The sequence below is a fragment of the Paenibacillus pini JCM 16418 genome, assembly GCF_000576305.1.
GTDB classification, from domain to species: Bacteria; Bacillota; Bacilli; order Paenibacillales; family Paenibacillaceae; genus Paenibacillus_AQ; species Paenibacillus_AQ pini.
In genome coordinates, this window is record NZ_BAVZ01000007.1 from 236,448 (window position 1) to 253,958 (window position 17,511).

20 protein-coding genes are annotated in these 17,511 nt (G+C 42.2%); 13 read left to right on the forward strand and 7 right to left on the reverse strand.

Features of this window, described 5'->3' with window-relative positions; translation table 11 throughout:
* Positions 1-3 precede the first annotated feature (3 nt).
* From JCM16418_RS12600 to JCM16418_RS24965, 5 genes are all read right to left on the reverse strand, one after another.
* Complete coding sequence (locus JCM16418_RS12600) at positions 4-879, reverse strand: MurR/RpiR family transcriptional regulator (RefSeq protein ID WP_036649304.1); 876 nt, start codon at positions 877-879, stop codon at positions 4-6.
* Between the two features lie 218 nt (positions 880-1,097).
* Positions 1,098-2,933: an FTR1 family iron permease gene (locus JCM16418_RS12605; protein WP_052020246.1), complete on the reverse strand. Its 1,836-nt coding sequence runs from the start codon at positions 2,931-2,933 to the stop codon at positions 1,098-1,100.
* 53 nt (positions 2,934-2,986) lie between these two features.
* Positions 2,987-4,270: an iron uptake transporter deferrochelatase/peroxidase subunit gene (gene efeB, locus JCM16418_RS12610; RefSeq protein ID WP_052020247.1), complete on the reverse strand. Its 1,284-nt coding sequence runs from the start codon at positions 4,268-4,270 to the stop codon at positions 2,987-2,989.
* A gap of 4 nt (positions 4,271-4,274) precedes the next feature.
* Positions 4,275-5,138: an iron uptake system protein EfeO gene (gene efeO / locus JCM16418_RS12615; RefSeq protein ID WP_036649306.1), complete on the reverse strand. Its 864-nt coding sequence runs from the start codon at positions 5,136-5,138 to the stop codon at positions 4,275-4,277.
* Positions 5,139-5,387: 249 nt separating this feature from the next.
* Positions 5,388-5,564, reverse strand: coding sequence for a hypothetical protein (locus tag JCM16418_RS24965; protein WP_156327219.1), 177 nt, complete (start codon positions 5,562-5,564; stop codon positions 5,388-5,390).
* A 194-nt stretch (positions 5,565-5,758) separates the two neighbouring features.
* Here JCM16418_RS24965 and JCM16418_RS12620 point away from each other — a divergent pair, with 194 nt between their 5' ends.
* The 10 genes from JCM16418_RS12620 (at position 5,759) to JCM16418_RS12665 (ending at position 14,019) form a co-directional block, all read left to right on the forward strand.
* Positions 5,759-5,983 (forward strand): helix-turn-helix domain-containing protein, encoded by a 225-nt coding sequence (locus tag JCM16418_RS12620; RefSeq protein ID WP_036649309.1) that lies wholly within the window; start codon positions 5,759-5,761, stop codon positions 5,981-5,983.
* A gap of 254 nt (positions 5,984-6,237) precedes the next feature.
* The gene (locus JCM16418_RS12625) at positions 6,238-7,152 is read left to right on the forward strand and encodes a dihydrodipicolinate synthase family protein (protein ID WP_036649311.1); all 915 of its coding nucleotides are present in this window, start codon (positions 6,238-6,240) and stop codon (positions 7,150-7,152) included.
* Between the two features lie 5 nt (positions 7,153-7,157).
* A complete protein-coding gene (locus JCM16418_RS12630; RefSeq protein WP_036649314.1) occupies positions 7,158-7,799 on the forward strand; it encodes an SGNH/GDSL hydrolase family protein in 642 nt (213 codons plus the stop codon).
* Between the two features lie 13 nt (positions 7,800-7,812).
* Entirely contained in the window at positions 7,813-9,210 is a 1,398-nt protein-coding gene (locus JCM16418_RS12635; RefSeq protein ID WP_036649316.1) for an ABC transporter substrate-binding protein, read from the forward strand.
* A 77-nt stretch (positions 9,211-9,287) separates the two neighbouring features.
* A complete protein-coding gene (locus tag JCM16418_RS12640; RefSeq protein ID WP_036649318.1) occupies positions 9,288-10,163 on the forward strand; it encodes a carbohydrate ABC transporter permease in 876 nt (291 codons plus the stop codon).
* A 12-nt stretch (positions 10,164-10,175) separates the two neighbouring features.
* Positions 10,176-11,018 carry a carbohydrate ABC transporter permease gene (locus tag JCM16418_RS12645; protein WP_036649320.1) on the forward strand — a complete coding sequence of 281 codons (843 nt, stop codon included), beginning with the start codon at positions 10,176-10,178 and terminating at the stop codon, positions 11,016-11,018.
* 27 nt (positions 11,019-11,045) lie between these two features.
* Positions 11,046-11,747 carry an N-acetylmannosamine-6-phosphate 2-epimerase gene (locus tag JCM16418_RS12650; RefSeq protein WP_036649322.1) on the forward strand — a complete coding sequence of 234 codons (702 nt, stop codon included), beginning with the start codon at positions 11,046-11,048 and terminating at the stop codon, positions 11,745-11,747.
* 8 nt (positions 11,748-11,755) lie between these two features.
* The gene (locus JCM16418_RS12655; protein ID WP_036649325.1) at positions 11,756-12,634 is read left to right on the forward strand and encodes an ROK family protein; all 879 of its coding nucleotides are present in this window, start codon (positions 11,756-11,758) and stop codon (positions 12,632-12,634) included.
* 28 nt (positions 12,635-12,662) lie between these two features.
* Entirely contained in the window at positions 12,663-13,517 is an 855-nt protein-coding gene (locus JCM16418_RS12660) for a MurR/RpiR family transcriptional regulator (RefSeq protein ID WP_148298800.1), read from the forward strand.
* 28 nt (positions 13,518-13,545) lie between these two features.
* Positions 13,546-14,019, forward strand: a complete 474-nt coding sequence (locus JCM16418_RS12665) for a NanQ anomerase/TabA/YiaL family protein (RefSeq protein ID WP_036649327.1) — start codon at positions 13,546-13,548, stop codon at positions 14,017-14,019.
* A 101-nt stretch (positions 14,020-14,120) separates the two neighbouring features.
* On the opposite strand, the gene JCM16418_RS12670 is transcribed toward JCM16418_RS12665, so the two are convergent.
* A complete protein-coding gene (locus JCM16418_RS12670; protein ID WP_036649329.1) occupies positions 14,121-14,582 on the reverse strand; it encodes a DinB family protein in 462 nt (153 codons plus the stop codon).
* 95 nt (positions 14,583-14,677) lie between these two features.
* Here JCM16418_RS12670 and gpmA point away from each other — a divergent pair, with 95 nt between their 5' ends.
* The 3 genes from gpmA to JCM16418_RS12685 all read left to right on the forward strand — a co-directional run bounded on the left by gpmA (position 14,678) and on the right by JCM16418_RS12685 (position 16,957).
* Positions 14,678-15,427 (forward strand): 2,3-diphosphoglycerate-dependent phosphoglycerate mutase, encoded by a 750-nt coding sequence (gene gpmA / locus JCM16418_RS12675; RefSeq protein ID WP_036649330.1) that lies wholly within the window; start codon positions 14,678-14,680, stop codon positions 15,425-15,427.
* A 132-nt stretch (positions 15,428-15,559) separates the two neighbouring features.
* Positions 15,560-15,907, forward strand: a complete 348-nt coding sequence (locus JCM16418_RS12680) for a DUF1904 family protein (protein ID WP_036649333.1) — start codon at positions 15,560-15,562, stop codon at positions 15,905-15,907.
* 120 nt (positions 15,908-16,027) lie between these two features.
* Entirely contained in the window at positions 16,028-16,957 is a 930-nt protein-coding gene (locus tag JCM16418_RS12685; protein WP_036649336.1) for a manganese-dependent inorganic pyrophosphatase, read from the forward strand.
* Positions 16,958-17,112: 155 nt separating this feature from the next.
* On the opposite strand, the gene JCM16418_RS24970 is transcribed toward JCM16418_RS12685, so the two are convergent.
* Positions 17,113-17,280, reverse strand: coding sequence for a hypothetical protein (locus JCM16418_RS24970; RefSeq protein ID WP_156327220.1), 168 nt, complete (start codon positions 17,278-17,280; stop codon positions 17,113-17,115).
* Between the last annotated feature and the right edge of the window lie 231 nt (positions 17,281-17,511).

The window sequence follows — 17,511 nt, forward strand, 5'->3', positions numbered from 1 at the left end:
CGATTATTGGCCTCCTCTGGTTTTTCGGTAATTCTTAACATTATGGTAGGACTGTTCCAGTTTGGGAACATATTGCCCGAATTGCTCACTGTTCATTCCCATGAAGAGAATATCAATAATATGAAGCTGTGCAATGCGTGAAGCCATATCTCCGCGGCGCATACCTTCTTCAAGTGAAGAAGAGAATAGGGGAATATCAGCCATCGTTGCGAGCGCATTACTGCTGTAGGAAGTCAAAGAGATCGTAGCCGCTCCGCTGTCTTTAGCACAGGCTAGAGCATTGATTGTCTCTAGTGTTTCGCCCGAGTATGAAATGCCAATGGCAACGTCATGGCTGGATAGTGTTGTTGCGGAAGTGATTTGCATATGGGAATCAGCAAAAGCGGTGCAGTTCTTCCCAATCCGAATTAACTTCTGATAAAAGTCCTGAGCCACGATGGAGGAAGTAGCTACTCCATACAAATCAATCCGCTGTGCGGAACAGAGCAGTTGAATGGCCCTAGCTAACGTATCCATATTCAGCAAAGAGGTAGTATCTCGGATAGATGCCAAGTGATTGGCCTCCATAGCCTCCACAATTTTGGATAGCGGATTCCCAGCTACGATGTCTTGATATGAAGCAGTCAAGTTTCGCTCCTGCATATCGGTATGAGCAATTTCAGCAGATAGCTTGACCTTCAGATCCGGATAACCTTTCAAATGAAAAACTTTGCAGAAACGAGTTACTGTCGCGGGACTGGTACCACAGTGCTCGGCTAAATCTTTAATTCCCATGTGAATGACTTCCGCGGGAGCTAACAGGATGTAATCGGCAATTCGGCGCTCCTGATGTGACAATTTATCCTTGTCCTTCGCCAGCGCGTATAATAATGGCGCCATAGAAAGGCCTCCTCGAATTAGCTTTGCTATGAAAATAATTTTTATTTAACAATTGAAATAAAAGAAAATAATTTTAGTGCTGCCTCTATCATAGGCCAAATATACTTCGTTTTCAAGACTGAAAAATATAAAATATTAAAGCCCTTCAATATAATAAAACCCGGGTTCCACGGGAACCCAGGTTTTATAGCGTATGAATGAAATGATGTGGACTGATTTTAACGGTTAGCTTCAGACACCGACTTATTACTTCTTGTCTTATGAAGCTCTTGTCTAACCATCGTCCAGATGATATATAGCAGTACGATAGCCTGTGGAATAAATGTTTCCCAAGAGGGGTACATTCCTAACCAATTAATAGATGGTAAATGATCACTTGCATGCGCAGGCAGGCGCCCAGCCACTTGGAGCGAGTGGATACTGTCGCCCAGAAATCGCAGTACTAAGTAATAAATCAATACCGTGGCCGCAAGGAAAAATCCCCGAATAGGGAGGCGAGCACTTAGTACAATGATGGCATAAGCGAGAACAGCTAAAATAACAGAGGCGATACTTATCCCTAATACGAGCTGAAGCGGATCTATGGAGGAAGACATCCCAACGTAGAATATCGTCGTTTCTGCACCTTCTCGGAAGATGGCTAGCCCTGCAATCATGAATAGCGACCAGAGACTTCCACGTGCAAGTGCACTATCCACCTGTCGACCGACATATGTATTCCACGCCTTCGTATTGGATTTGCTGTGTAGCCATTGACCAACGGTGAGCATCATCCCTACAGCTACGAGTCCTGTAATACCTTCAAGTAGCTCACGTGCACTTCCCGATGCAGCTTGAGAGATCGTATATGTTAAGATCACTGCAAGTATTAAGCTGAGCACGAGTCCGGCACCAGCACCAGACCAAATCCACTTACTCTGCTTTTTGTTGCCACTACGATTTAAGTAGGAGAGTAGTGCGGAAAGAACCAGAATGGCTTCAAGACCTTCACGTAGCAAGATTAGCGCGGCATCCCAAGCATTGTAATGATGAGTGCCTGCGATGGGCTTAAGCTTGGAGGCCATGTCATCCATTATGGTGGAAGCCTTACTTAGTTGCGGTGGATTGGATAGTAAAAGACCGGAAACGGCAGTCATCTGATTCTCAATATCTGTATAAAGTGAAGGTGAAGAAATGCGTACAACGCCTTCAACGGATGGCCACATTGAGATAAATGTAGTCATTTGATCCGCGGCAAGATTCCCTTTGCTGTTCGCAGTTTCTTGACGAGCGGAATCCAGAATAACCAATAAATCTTCTAAGCTATTATTACTGGTATTCACTGAGCTATCTGCTGGAGCCTTACCATCTGCATAATCGCTGAGCAGCGTCACTAGCTTCTGCATTTCTGTACGAGCCTGTTCTTTACGAATCGGATCTGCTTGAAGAGCAACCCGAACAATCGTAATTTGGGTCTCTAACTGCCCATAAACCGTGAAGTTTTCACTCCGAATGGGTGTCTCGGCTTTGAGCCACGCCGATACGATACTTTGATAGCTCTTTGTGGCTTGATCCCAGTCCTCTTGCTGGATGGCAGCTAGACTTTCCTTAGCCAACGGAAGTAAAAGCGTCTTGGCAGCTGATGCGCCACTTGTCGTTGTCTTTCCTTTATCTTGAATATCCGATACATAGGTATTCACGGCGCGAGCAAGTTTAGATAGTGCTGGTTTGGCATCTGCACCACCGGCTTTAAGCTTAGCTTGAGCATCTGCGAGCGCTGCATCCACGTTGTCGCTATTAGTGTTTGAGCCGGTTTGTGTTTGCTGGGCTTTGACGGCTTGCCACAGCTGTTCAAATTGCTTCAAATCCTCCGTAGCTGCGTCCCATTTACTTTGACCTGTTTCTACTAACGCACTACCGACGAAAGGTAGCAAATGATCAATATCTGCCTTTATTTCGGTTTCTGCATGAATGGAAGAGGGGAGTATCAGAGAAATAAGCAGGAGGAAGGTTAGAAGCACGGCAGACACCCGCGAAAAGCCTCGTTTCGAGGTCAATATGGTCGCTCTGAGCATGGAATGGAATCTCCTTTAAATGTGCATGAATGATGGCAGTTATATTGTGGTTCCTACAATAATGTATCGCCGATATAGCCGCCCTTTGAAACTCCAGGGAAACATGCAAAGATGGCGCTACCTACGTGTACTGTGTATTCATTTAATTTGTCACTCTTCGCGAGTCTCTCTTGAATCGTGACAAACTGTTTAATATCGCGCTGAAAGCTGATGAATAATAATCCAGCATCGAGCTGGCCCGTTTTGAGATTGATGCCCCCTGAATAGGAATAGGAGCGACGAAGTAGCTGAACAGAGCCGTCACCCTTAGTCAGCGCCATATGTGAATTTGCAGGAATATGGAGCTTTCCATCTTCTCCGGCAGATTTTAAATCAACAGGGTCGAATTCTTGCTTGGAGCCGAGTGGAGCACCACTATCACGATAGCGGCCAAATGTAGCTTCCTGATCTCTCAAGCTAGAACGATCCCAAATTTCAATACGCATTCTAACGCGCCTAACTGCCATATAGGTTCCACCAGACATCCAAGACGCTCCATCAGAGCTCTGTGCCCACACCACATTGTTCATGAGCTTGCTGTCTTTCACATCGGGATTACCCGTTCCATCCTTGAAACCAAGCAAATTACGTGGTGTCCCCGCAGCTGGATCGGCTTGCCCTGTACGCTGAAATCCTTCTTGTGTCCAGCGAAGCACAGCAGTACCGCGAGCTATACGTACTAAATTCCGTATGGCATGAAAAGCAACCTGTAAGTCGTCGGCGCAAACCTGAACGACGAGATCGCCACCGCACCACTCTGGTTCAAGCTGCTCAGAGCTGAATGCAGGAAGATCCTTGAAATTCGGCGGCCGTTTGGACTGAAGTCCGAACCGAGAATCGAATAGGGAAGGACCTGCGCCAAACGTAATCGTACATCTGGCGGGAGTCAGCCCAGCGGCTTCACCTGTATCCGATGGAGGGAGGTTCAGATTATGATTATCCGTACCTACCATAGCTCCTTCAGTCATAGCCACAGATGCTTCTGTCCAAGCCTGAAATAGCTTCTTTAGGCTATTGCGTTCCTTCGTGGTGACATCAAATGATGCGAAATATATAAAGTTCTGTGAAGGAGTGACTACGCCAGCCTGATGTTGTCCATAAAAGGGAACCGTATGGGCAGCATCGATAGGAGATGCAACTGCCTTCTTCTTGTTCTGCGCAGCTAGAATACCGCCGATGCTGCCACCGCCCAATAAAAGTCCAAGACCTCCGGTACCCGCCAGACGAAGTACGTCACGGCGGGATAGAGGTTTCTTCAGGATGGAATCCTGATTCGATTTATTTGTTGTATCTGACATTTTTTTACACTCCCAAAATTTTGCCCATATTGGAGAGAGGCTCTGCTAATGCATCAAGGTTCTGGCTTAACGTGCGGATTTCATCATCCTTCAATTCCTTGTAAGAGACATAACCATCACCTTTTTTGAAAGGTGCAAGCTCTTGTGTCAGTGCGGTGAATTTCTCACCAATTTGTTTCTCAAGAGCAGGATCTTTCTCAGCAAGCGCTGGCTTTAAAATTTCGTATATCTTGTTAGCGCCCTCTACGTTAGCTGCGAAATCATATAAATCCGTATGTGAGTAACGTTCTTCTTCGCCTGTAACCTTAGATGAGGATACTTCATTTAAAAGTTCAACAGCACCTGTAACCATTAGGCCTGCATCGATTTCTACAGTTTCTACTTTAGCACGAAGCAACTGCGCGTCTTTGAGTAAGCGGTCGGCAAACTCATTCATGCCAGCTGTTGTTTTGTCTTGCCAAAGTGCTTTTTCAATGCGGTGGAATCCACGCCATTCGGCAGCTTCAACATCACCTTCCCGGGCATCGATATTTGGATCAAGATCGCCAAGTGCTTCGGCAATCGGCTCAATTCGTTCGTAGTAGGCACGGGAAGGAGCATATAAAGCTTTTGCTTCCTCGATCTTACCCGCTTTTACAGCTTCTGTAAATTTCTCGCTTTCTTTAACGAACAAATCGCACTGCTCAACAACGTAGGTGCGATATTGTTCAGTGGCTGTTGAAAAGTCAGTGGCAGCGGCAGTTGTGGTGGCATTCGAATCAGTGACTGGTTGCTTGGCAACCGTGTCCGTCGTTTCCTTCTGACCACATCCGGCAAAGAGAAGGGAGGAAATCAGTAAACCTGCTGGTAAAACCACACGGAATTTCACAAATAGCAGCTCCTTTAATATAGGTAAGGTAATTAATTATGATAATGATTCTCACTATCATTGCTAGACTTATCATAAGGAGTTGATGACCTGCTGTCAATCATTTTCTAGGGAGGGCTAAGGGCACCCTTAATTATTGATTTTGTTCTTTCCATAATCTTGTCATGATTAAATAGGGAACATATAAACCAAGATAAGCTCCGGTGAATAAAAACCATGGGTTCAGTAGCACATGATGAACGTCTGTTGTTAATTCTGTGTCATGACTTCGAGTTCGGTAAATGGCGGCAGCACAATCGATCCGCTGACATATATAGAGAGCAGCGCAAGTGCATGAATAATGGTTCTGAATATGATACTGAGCGCCGAAACAAAGGCCATAACAAATGGAATAACAATGAAACTAGCTATGATCCAGAAGAGCATAGGGTATCACCTCCTGCTCCCATTTTCGACATAACTTCTTTAGAATAAACGATGTATATATGAAGAAAAAACATGAGCAGCCCATTTTTTAGGGGTAACGACACCATTGGCGGGAGCCTTACATAATATGAGTTGACTGTATCCCTTTACCTTGTTATACCATACAAAACCCGAGCAAGGAGGGGTGACACCAATTGAAGGGAAACGATCATAAAAGTAAGTTTCTTTTGACTCACCGTGAGCGCGAAGTATTTGAACTGCTTGTTCAGGATAAGACCACGCGAGATATCGCTGGGCAGTTATTTATAAGCGAAAAGACGGTACGCAATCATATCTCCAATGTAATGCAGAAACTCAATGTCAAAGGACGTTCTCAAGCCGTTGTCGAGCTGATTAAGCTCGGGGAATTAAAGATCTGATCGACGCCTTCGTGCACCCTTAGCCTTCTGACTTTGTCTTCCTTATGGATAGGAAGACATGGTGAGAAGGTTTTTTGCTTTGCAACCAAATATATAGGCGGGCAGATTAAGTTAGGTCAATCAACTTTTTATTGGTGAAAAGTTTTTTTATTATTAAAAAATAGATGAAAATAATTTACAAAATCATAAAAGCATGTTATTTTATTAATGAAAGCGTTACCTATGAATGATCGACTATACGAGGGGGAAGAAACATGACTTTAGAAAAGTTCCAAGGAATTATACCTGCTTTCTATGCCTGCTACGATGATCAAGGAAATATCTCAGAAACACGAACTAAGGATTTATGTGATTACTTATATAATAAAGGAGTTCAAGGGGTTTACGTTGGCGGAAGTTCTGGAGAATGTATTTATCAGAATCTAGAAGAACGTAAATCAGTATTGAGCTATGTAGCAAATAACCTTAAAGGAAAAATGACATTGATTGCCCATGTGGGAGCACCTTCCACTAGAGACAGTATTGAACTCGCTAAACATGCAGCAGCACTAGGATATGATGCATTATCTGCAATCCCACCTATTTATTTTAGATTACCTGATAGTTCTGTCTTTAAATATTGGAGCGAAATCATTGAAGCAACTCCACTAGATTTCATTATCTATAACATTCCGCAAACAACTGGATATACGTTATCTCCTGCTTTATTCAAGAAGCTTCTCGAGAACAAGAAGGTCATTGGCGTTAAGAATTCATCAATGCCAACGATGGATATCGAGCGTTTCAAAAGAGTTGGTGGCGACGATGTAATTATTTTCAACGGCCCAGATGAGCAGTTTGTTGCAGGTAGAATTATGGGAGCTGGTGCTGGAATCGGCGGTACGTATGCCGTTATGCCTGAGTTGTTCCTGAAAGCGAATGAATTGGTTCAAGCTGGTAACTTTAATGAAGCAACACAAATCCAAAGTGACATTAATGAGATCATTATTGCACTATGCTCATTAAATGATGGACATATGTACGCAGGGATTAAAGAAATCCTGAATAGACGTGGCGTTAACATTGGTAGTGTTAGAAGCCCTCTTGAAGGTGTAAGCTCGAATGATTCCGCTAAACTTGATGCAATTATAACAACCATTGATCAGGCCATTGAACGTTACTGCGGGTGATTCCAATGAAGAAAACAATTGTATGCTTTGGGGATTCTAATACTTGGGGCTACGATGCTGTAACCGATAAGAGGTTTAATGATACGACAAGGTGGACGAGTCTGCTAGATGTAAATCTAGGCAGCTCGTACCGAGTTATAGAAGAAGGCCTGAGTGGTAGAACAAGCGTCTGTGAAGATCCCTTGTTTGAAGGATTAAGCGGTCTATCGTATATCTATCCATGTCTGATGTCACACTCGCCTTTAAGTTTAGTCGTTATTATGCTCGGAACTAACGATACGAAGGATCGCTTTGGACTGACTTCTTATAATATTGCTCAAGGCATTGTCAGACTTGCGTTAAAGGCGAAAGGAAGTGCTTCGGGAGTGGATGGAAAAGCTCCTGAAGTTCTTGTTATCGCTCCACCACTTATAGGTGAACAGTATATTACAACGCCAATAGGCAAACCGATGGGTATGCATTGTAGTGAGAAATCGAAAGAATTATCAGGACATTTGGCGACCTTGCTAGAGGGCACGGGTATTCATTTCGTGGATTCGAAAGATCGCGTAACAATGAACGAGGTTGACTACATGCATCTAGATGAAGAAGGCCATCGCTTAATGGCAGAATTGGTACAGCAGCAGATCGAACTTATATTTAATTAAGGGAGGCCCACGCATGAAGAGGAAGCGCTTACTAGCAACGGTGGCCGCACTTGCGTTAATGATTTCTGTAATTTCGGGATGCTCGGGCAGCGGGGATAAATCAAGCACGGCTGATAGTTCTGACAAGAATAAAGTGAACATCACCGTGTGGTTGACGCCTCAATGGAAGGGCGTTCTAGATGCATCCGAGAAGGGTGCGGACTATGATAGTTTCTTTAAATATGCTGCGCAGAAGTTTAAAGCACAGTATAAGAAATATGATGCAAATGTGAAGGTGGAAGTGATTGCCGCAGATCAGCGTGACCAGCTTCTGAACGTTAACCTAAGCGGAGGGACACCTCCGGATATCTTCTTTGAAAGTATTTTTCCAATGGGCGATTATGTCCATCGCGGTGCAATGGTACCGATCGACGATATTATCGATGAGAAAGCAAAAAGTGATATTGCTCAAAGTTATTGGGATGCATCCACCTTCGGTGGTAAGACCTATTTCTATCCGTTTGAACATAATCCCGGTACTTTAGTCTATAACGCAGATATGTTTAAAGCAGCAGGACTAGAAAAGTATGTCGGTAAAGAAAATGAAATTAAAACATGGAGCTTAGATGAGTATCAAGAAATTTTGGACGGGCTGAAGAACGATTTGCCTAAAGACAAATATTCCAATGCTTATCCCATGGGATTGTTTGCTCTTAACAACCAAGGGGATACATGGAACCTTGCATACCTGAGAATGTTCGGCAACAAGTTTTTTGATGACCAAGGCAATGTCATTCTGAATGATCAGAATGGGGCTAAGGCAGCCGCATGGCTCAAGAAAATATATGATGGCGGATATACGAACCCAGGTGCTGAGTCAGTGTCTTCCAATGATACAAACGCAATGTTCCAGAATCAACAGTTAGCTATCAGCTTTACGAATCCGGTGCTTTTTAATAACTCGAAGATTAGTATGAAGGATGGCAAATCGCCTAAGTTTGATATACGTCTTGCCAATATTCCCTCTGAAAGTGGAGATCCATTAGCCTTCACGTATGTGGTCGGAGCAAGTGTATTTCAGTCAGGCGACGCTAAGAGAGTGGAAGTTGCGAAAGATTTCGTTAAATTCTTCTCCAGTGACCCTGAACTAGTGAAATCCTCTAAGAATGGAATACCTGTACGGAGTTCGGTTGTCAAACAATTCGAGGGTACCAATCCTCTCTTTGCTGCCTATGATGCCGATTCTAAATACATGTTTAACTTTACAGGTAGTGTTCCAGGATACAGTCAGTTGAGAGAAGTTCTCTACCCTGCTCTGCAAGCGCTTTACACAGGAGAGGAATCGCCAGAAGAGGTAGTAGAGGATTACCAGAAGAATGCTAACCGAGTCATCGGAGAGAACAAGAAAAATTCTATTATTTTTAATCCATAATCATGCTGATAAACAATAAATGATTAGAATCCTTGAGTCATTTGAACTTGCGGCTCTAATTAGAAAGGTGAGCAGATATGAAAATACGTAACAACTTCATCAAAGAAAATATCACCGGTTATTTGTTTATCCTTCCTCAGATGATCGTTTTCTTAGCCTTTCTCGTCTACCCGATCCTTGAGGGTATAAGACTTAGCATGTACCGGATTAATTATCAGAATGAAAGATTTGTTGGACTGGATAACTATGTATCCCTATTCAATGATCCTGTGTTTTTTAAGGCACTCATGAATACGGTCATATTCGTTGTCTTTATCGTAATTCTTACGGTCGGGTTTGCGCTTTTCGTAGCTTCTGCCGTATTTGATAAGAATGCGAAGTACGTGTCGTTTATAAGAGGAAGTTACTATATCCCAGTCATGGTTTCCATGGTTGTTATGAGTATGATCTGGAGCTTCTTGCTGAATCCAGCCAATGGACTCATTTCTTATTTTGCCAAGGACATGGGCATGGGTACGTTCAATCTATTAGGGAATAAAACAACCGTACTACCTATCATTATCTTTGTCACTTTTGCAACAAACGTAGGTCAAGCCATCATTCTTTACATCGCAGCTATGATTGGTGTACCTAAAGACCTCTTTGAAGCTGCAGAGATCGACGGAGCTAATCGCTGGCAAGTTATTCGTAAAATATTGATTCCATCCGTTTCATCGACAACGGTATACATTTCGATTATTAATATTATTGCGGTTCTCAAAATATTTGTGGTTATCCAGCTATTAACGGGTGGTGGACCGAATAATTCATCTGTCACATTGATGTACTATCTTTATAACAATGCCTTTAAATATAATCAGCTCGGCACAGCATCGGCAGTCGGAGTGATTATGTTCGTAATTACATTGGTATTGTCGGTACCTCAGTTGAGATCCATCATCAAGGCGAAGTGAGGAGGAAACAACATGACGCAGGTTAAAAACAAGAAAAAGATGGAGAAGTTTGATGTCATATCAAACGCTGTAATCATCCTCTTCGCGGTTCTGAACCTTTTCCCATTGTACTGGTTATTTACAAGTTCTTTGAAGAACAGCTCGGATGTCGTCAAAATGCCTCCTGACTGGTGGCCTAAGACATTCACCTTATCAAATTATGTTGATATCTTCCGGGACCAACCGGCTCTGAGATGGGCATTTAACAGTTTATACGTTTCAGGTATATCAACGATATTAGTTATTGTTTTTGGTTCAATGGCCGCATATGCATTCTCGAAAATTGACTTTAAATTCAAAAATATAATCTATATCATTTTTATCTCAAGCTTGATGATTCCGAAGGAAATCATGATTGTACCTTTGTTCCGTATCATTCAGGATTTCGGAATGGTGAACAGTTACAGTGGGATGATCTGGCCGAACGTGGCCGCAGCATTTGGTGTGTTTTTGCTCAAAGGATTCTTTGATTCAACTCCAAATGCCTTGAGAGAGGCAGCAAGAATCGATGGAGCAGGGGAGTGGAAGACATTTACTCGAATCATGCTTCCCATCGTTAAACCTGGACTCGGTGCACTATTTATTTTGAACTTCGTTCAAGTATGGAACGATTACCTATGGCAGTTAGTTGTAGGACAAGACAAGAGTATGAAGACGTTAATGGTTGGTACAGCTACGTTGATGCAGGATCTAAATCCGAACTTTGCCTATAAAATGGCTGGAGCGACGGTTGCCGCGATTCCAATGCTAATCATCTTCTTGTTATTCCAGCGCTACTTCACTTCAGGAATGACAGCAGGTGCAGTGAAAGAGTAAAAACTAGAATGTCTGGAGTTGTGACGGATGGATAGAGATAATAATATGTTGAGTAAAATTCAAGATAAGCTGGTTGTTTCCTGCCAGGCCTTGCCTGAAGAGCCACTCCATAGCCCATTTATAATGGGCAGAATGGCATACGCTGCGTTTTTAGGTGGAGCTGGGGGAATTCGAGCAAACAGTGTTGAAGATATTCATGAAATCAAGAAACATGTCGATCTTCCTATTATAGGAATTATCAAGCGGGTGTATGATGACTGCGACGTATTTATCACACCAACCCTGAAGGAGATTGATGAGCTCTGCGCTGAAGGTGTGGATATGATTGCCCTAGATGCGACAGACCGCATCAGGCCCGATGGATCGACCATCTCGGAACTATTCCCGATGATAAGAGAAAAATATAAAAATCAGCTGTTTATGGCGGATTGCTCAACGTATGAAGAAGCGATGAAGGCGGCTGAACTTGGATTTGACTGCGTGGGAACTACACTGAGTGGATATACGGAAGCAACGAAAGGTAAGTCATTACCGGATTTTGAATTGGTAGAGAAACTTGTAAAGAACTCCTCCGTACCTGTTATTTCAGAAGGTGGAATCTCAACTCCAGAAGAATTAAAGAGAATGTACGAACTCGGGGTGAATGCTGCGGTTGTCGGATCAGCTATTACAAGACCAATGGATATCACTAAGAGGTTCATGAAAGCTGTTCGCAAACAGGAAGGATAGATGGGCGAATGAAAATATTAGCCGTCGATATTGGGGGTACGAACACCAAGATTTGTATCTGTGATGAACTAGGAACCATCGATCAGTTCAAGGAGTATGCAACAGAGAGTCATTTGGGAGGCCCGCATGTCATCGAGCGATTGCTTACAATGATAGCAGAATATGAGAGATTTGACGCCATTGCTATTAGTACGGCGGGCCAAGTGAATGCCGAAGAGGGATATATCGTGTATGCGAACGAGAATATACCTAACTATACGGGAACCAGAATTAAAGATATTGTCGAAAATAAATTTCATAAACCTGTTAAAATAGAGAATGATGTGAATGCGGCTGCATTAGGGGAGGCATACTTTGGTGCAGCTAAACCCTTTGACGATTTCTTGTGCTTAACGTTTGGTACTGGAATTGGTGGAGCGATTGTCATGAATCACCAGATCTACAAAGGAGCGAATGGTGTGGCTGCGGAATTTGGTCATATCTTTACCCATCCATTATCGGAAACCCGTGAAGATGGAAGAAAACCATACTATGAGACATATGCTTCAACCACCGCTTTGGTGAAATCGGCGCAACAGGCAGATCCTGAATGTATAAACGGCAAAATTTTATTTGATAAAATAAATAACGGAGATACGAAGCTTATACGTATCTTACATTCATGGGCTGATGAAGTATCTATTGGCTTAGCATCCTTTATTCATATTTTTAATCCATCGGCCATTATCGTCGGAGGCGGCGTGATGGAGCAAGAAGAATTAGTTCATCGAATCGAACGTAAGACGAAGACTTTAATTATGGAGAGCTTCGCTGATGTAAGCATTCTAAGGGCTTCCTTAGGAAATAAAGCTGGTGTTTTAGGTGCTGCATCCTTATTCTTACATTAAATCCATGTTGGAGAAAGGGGGGGAACCCTTGCGTACGATCAGTATTTTTTCCTCTATTCACTCAAAGTATAACAACTTAACGAATACAGAGAAAAAAGTGGCAGACTATGTGCTGGAGAACACCAAAAGTGTAGTTTATATGTCGATTACTGACCTTGCAGATGCATGTGATGTAGGCGAATCAAGTATTTTTCGATTTTGTAAGTCTTTGAGTTATAAGGGCTATCAGGAATTTAAGATTGCACTCGCGCATAGTATTGCCGTGGAGAATGAGATTCCACAGCTAACGGATCATGTTCTAATGGATGATACGATCGAGCAAGTATCTTCTAAGGTATTGTCAACCAATATCAGTGCTCTTAACGAAACATACAATTTATTAGATGTTCAAATTATGGATCAAGCCATAGACTTCTTAATTAACGCAGAACATGTGTTATTCTTTGGTGTTGGATCTTCTTTAATTACGGCAATGGAAGCCAAAATTAAATTTATGCGGATTACAAATAAGATGGAATGCTCCATGGATTCACATCTTCAGATGATGTCTGCGGCACTGATGACGAAACGAGACGTTGCCGTAATTATTTCGTATTCAGGATCTACGAAGGACTCGATTGAAGTGGCAAGAAAAGCGAAAGAGCGTGGTGCAACAGTCATCTCAATTACTAGGTTTGTGAAATCACCTTTAACCTCATATTCTGACTTAACGTTATTATGCGGAGCTAACGAAGGACCATTGCAAGGCGGTTCATTATCAGCGAAGATTTCCCAGCTCTACCTGCTGGATATTCTGTATGTTGAATACTTCAAAAGAACCAATGAGCAGTCCATCATGAATAAGGAAAGTACAGCTAGAGCGGTGACGGAGAAGCTGCTTTAAGTTTAAACATAGACGAGGAGATTGGGACATGATTCTAGGTTCATTGTCATCTTGGGAGAACGATAAGAAGTATGAACATCCAGTGATTGTGGAAGCTATTGATAAACTGTTAACGATCGTGAAGGGAAATCCAGAAACAGGACGAATTGAAATCGACGGTGATCAGATGTATGTTTCGGTTATGGAACTGGAAGCGAAATCGCCAGCCGAGCAGCTTGCTGAGAAGCATGAATCATACATTGATATCCACTACCTAATTGAAGGTGAAGAGACGATTGGTTGGTTCTCGGAGGAGAATGGCCTCGAACCGGTTAAAGCTTATGACCATGAAGGTGACTATGCCATTTATAATCCAGATGCGAGTGAAATATTGCTCAATCTGAAACCGGGCATGTTCGCAGTCTTCTTCCCTCACGACATTCACAGACCGAGTATGGGCCAACCTTTGGCTACGATTAAGAAGGCTGTCGTTAAGGTACATGTTGATCTTTTACTACAATAATGTGAATGCTGTTCAAGAAACTGGCATATGTAAACTTTTTCTTATAAAATAAAGGCAACCACTCCAATCGGGGAATGGTTGCCTTTTAACATTACATTAAATTAGGCGAGTACTTTAATTAGAGAATTGATCATGCCGGCATGAGAATTCTCATGACCCAGATTCATGACGAGCAGCTCATCAACCGTCTCAGCCTTAGCAAAGTTTTCTTTAACGACAACAGGGTCACTCAGATGGCCTTCAAAATGTTCTTGGATGAGCTCTACCTGTTGACTTAGCTCAGCTATAAGGGTATCCCATGCAGGTGGTTCTTCGGTCCAATCGGCAGGCTTGGTGCCTGGTCCGAAGAAAGTTGGATAATTGTCCGGAATCACAGAAGGTTTACCTGCGAAATGGAAAACTAAGAAATTAGTAACGGTTAGTATATGGCCAATTTGCCAATGGATACTGTTATTGAATCCTTCAGGAACAATATTTCGTTTCGATTCGGGAAGATCCTGAAGTTTCTGAACGATGTTGTTACGTGTACGTCCCAGCAAACCAATGATATATGAATCTCTCATTATGTATTCCTCCTTATTTGTTATGGAATAATGACTAATAGTTATTTTAGTGCAGTAAAGGTTAATTATCAAATATACGAAGGAGAGGATCATCAATGCACAGAGTCGTTTTGGTAAGACATGGGGAGAGTATTTGGAACCAAGAGAACCGTTTTACGGGCTGGACCGATGTAGATCTTACGGAAAAGGGAGTTCATGAGGCATTCAAAGCAGGTCAGCTCCTGAAGGACTTTCCTTATGAGGTCGATATCGCATTTACTTCAGTTTTAAAAAGAGCCATCAAGACAATGAACTACATCCTAGATCAGGATGATCTTCTGTGGATTCCGATCTATAAGTCATGGAAGCTTAACGAGCGCCATTATGGAGCACTGCAAGGGCTGAATAAGCAGGAGACTGCCGCTAAGTATGGAGAGGAACAGGTAAGGCTATGGCGTAGAAGCTTTGATGTTCCGCCGCTGAAGATTACTGTGGATGATGATCGATATCCACAGCGTGATAAGCGTTATAAAGAGTTGACCGAACCAGAAATCCCACTCGGGGAAAGCCTGAAAGACACAATTGCGAGGGTTGTTCCCTACTGGGAATCCGAAATTGTCCCTCATATTAAGGCAGGTAAGAATGTACTTGTCGTAGCACATGGCAACAGTCTAAGAGCGCTAATGAAGGTACTGGAGAACATTAGCGATGAAGATATTATTGATTTGAACATTCCGACAGCTGTTCCAATACTTTATGAGCTGGATGATCAGCTTCGTCCTCTGAATCGTCATTTTCTCGGAGATCAGGAGCGAGTACAGGAGAAGATAAATGTCGTCGCTAATCCGGGTAAAATTATGGAGTAGAAATCGTGAACGTAGCAAAGATCCCCTCTAACCGGAGGTGACTCTTTGCTTATTTTTGTGGTAGGTTAAGTATATAGGATTTACAGGAACATAACTTCGCTTAAGATCACCGACAGAAAGAAGGGAACGTGCTTGCCTTTTATTCGATTTAAAGGTTTCGAGAAAGAGTTCGTCGAACGAATTGCACCCGTATTTATTGAGCGGTTTGCGAGTATCGCAAATATCCCGCAGGAAATTGTCAAACTTGAACTTTTACATGTGGAAAAAATCACAAACAGTCCTTTATCCGTAGAAATTATGATGTTCCCGAGAGAGCATGAGAAGCATGATGCGATAGCAGCAATGATTCATTCTCTATTAGAAGAGCATGGATATTCACATACGCATATCTTTTATATTTTACTGAATCCCTCCCTATATTATAAAGAAGGTTTACCGCTAAGAGAGATTCCTGAGAAAGATCGAATGGAATATATGTAAATACGAGATGAAATAATCTCTGTAAAGGCATTGGAATATAGCACAATTAAAGTTATAATCTAGAATAGAGTAAACAGTTAGATAAACTTCATTCATTTAACGATAGGAGTAATGAACTCAATGGCAAAAACACTAATTTTCGGACATAAGAATCCAGACACAGATACGATTACATCGGCAATAGTATATTCAGAATTAAAGAATGAATTAGGCTTCGAAACAGAGCCTGTTCGGCTGGGTAACATTACTGGGGAAACGCAGTTTGTACTTGATTATTTCAAGGTTGCAGCGCCACGTCTTGTGGAAACAGTAGCGAATGAAGTGAGCGAAGTTATTCTCGTTGATCACAATGAGCGCCAACAAAGCGTCAATGATATTGATCAAGTGCGCGTCACTGAAGTCATCGATCATCACCGCATTGCTAATTTCGAGACAAGTCATCCACTATATTACCGCGCTGAGCCGGTTGGATGTACAGCTACGATTTTGAATAAAATCTTCAAAGAAAAGAACGTAGCCATTCGTAAAGAGATTGCTGGCCTCATGGTATCGGCTATTATCTCGGATACGTTGCTTCTTAAATCCCCAACATGCACAGAAGAAGATGTAGCAGCAGCTCATGAGCTAGCTGAAATTGCTGGGATTGAGCTAAGCACGTACGGTCTAGATATGCTGAAAGCGGGAGCAGATCTTAGCGGTAAAACAATCGCTGAACTGATCTCTCTAGATGCTAAGGAATTCCAAATGGGTAATCATAAAGTTGAAATCGCTCAAGTGAACGCGGTGGATACCAATGATATTTTGAAACGCCAAGTGGAGCTTGAAGATGCTTTAACGAACATCATCTCGCAAAAAGGTCTAGATTTGTTCGTATTCGTGGTAACGGATATTCTGAACAATGATTCCGTTGCACTGGTATTAGGTAACTCATCGAAAGCAGTTGAGACAGCTTATAACGTTACGCTAGTAGATAACAAGGCTGTTCTTAAAGGTGTTGTGTCCCGTAAATCGCAAATCGTTCCGGTACTTACGGAAACGTTAAATCATTAGTATCATTAAAGTTGAAGCCCAGTCTGTCCCATGAGGGATGGCACTGGGCTTCTTTTCATGCGTAATGACAAGTAAAAACCTGTTCAGTGACTGAACAGGTTGGAATTTACAGCTTATGTAGTTCTGGGAGAAGGGATTTACTGCTTTAATTAGGATTAGTCTTCTTCGTCTTCTGAGTCCTCATCATCTGAATCTTCATCTAACTCAATTTCATCGTCCTCATCTTCGTCATCTTCGTTGTCTTCGATTTCTTCGATGGACTCATCTTCGCTTTCTAGCTCTTCATCGAACGATAACAATGCTTCTTTTTCAACGTTTTCCATATCTAATCCCTCCATTAGTACACTTATTCATAAGTGCTTCCTAATGATAGCATCGCTATATTGAAATTAATGTCATTTAGTGAAGTGAGAAATAATTATTTTCCTTCATTATTCGTCAAAAATATCTAGTCTCAGTACTTTAAAACTAGGCAAAGAAAGCTTTTTGAAAAAAGTTTGATTTGCTACAATTTTTTAAATAAAAAATTCATTATTAATTCTAAAAAACTATAA

Coding starts and splice junctions, on each gene's coding strand:
- JCM16418_RS12600 (WP_036649304.1), bottom strand. CDS start 879: ATGGCGCCATTATTATACGCGCTGGCGAAGGACAAGGATAAATTGTCA.
- JCM16418_RS12605 (WP_052020246.1), bottom strand. CDS start 2,933: ATGCTCAGAGCGACCATATTGACCTCGAAACGAGGCTTTTCGCGGGTG.
- efeB (WP_052020247.1), bottom strand. CDS start 4,270: ATGTCAGATACAACAAATAAATCGAATCAGGATTCCATCCTGAAGAAA.
- JCM16418_RS24965 (WP_156327219.1), bottom strand. CDS start 5,564: ATGCTCTTCTGGATCATAGCTAGTTTCATTGTTATTCCATTTGTTATG.
- JCM16418_RS12625 (WP_036649311.1), top strand. CDS start 6,238: ATGACTTTAGAAAAGTTCCAAGGAATTATACCTGCTTTCTATGCCTGC.
- JCM16418_RS12630 (WP_036649314.1), top strand. CDS start 7,158: ATGAAGAAAACAATTGTATGCTTTGGGGATTCTAATACTTGGGGCTAC.
- JCM16418_RS12635 (WP_036649316.1), top strand. CDS start 7,813: ATGAAGAGGAAGCGCTTACTAGCAACGGTGGCCGCACTTGCGTTAATG.
- JCM16418_RS12640 (WP_036649318.1), top strand. CDS start 9,288: ATGAAAATACGTAACAACTTCATCAAAGAAAATATCACCGGTTATTTG.
- JCM16418_RS12645 (WP_036649320.1), top strand. CDS start 10,176: ATGACGCAGGTTAAAAACAAGAAAAAGATGGAGAAGTTTGATGTCATA.
- JCM16418_RS12650 (WP_036649322.1), top strand. CDS start 11,046: ATGGATAGAGATAATAATATGTTGAGTAAAATTCAAGATAAGCTGGTT.
- JCM16418_RS12655 (WP_036649325.1), top strand. CDS start 11,756: ATGAAAATATTAGCCGTCGATATTGGGGGTACGAACACCAAGATTTGT.
- JCM16418_RS12665 (WP_036649327.1), top strand. CDS start 13,546: ATGATTCTAGGTTCATTGTCATCTTGGGAGAACGATAAGAAGTATGAA.
- JCM16418_RS12670 (WP_036649329.1), bottom strand. CDS start 14,582: ATGAGAGATTCATATATCATTGGTTTGCTGGGACGTACACGTAACAAC.
- gpmA (WP_036649330.1), top strand. CDS start 14,678: ATGCACAGAGTCGTTTTGGTAAGACATGGGGAGAGTATTTGGAACCAA.
- JCM16418_RS12685 (WP_036649336.1), top strand. CDS start 16,028: ATGGCAAAAACACTAATTTTCGGACATAAGAATCCAGACACAGATACG.
- JCM16418_RS24970 (WP_156327220.1), bottom strand. CDS start 17,280: ATGGAAAACGTTGAAAAAGAAGCATTGTTATCGTTCGATGAAGAGCTA.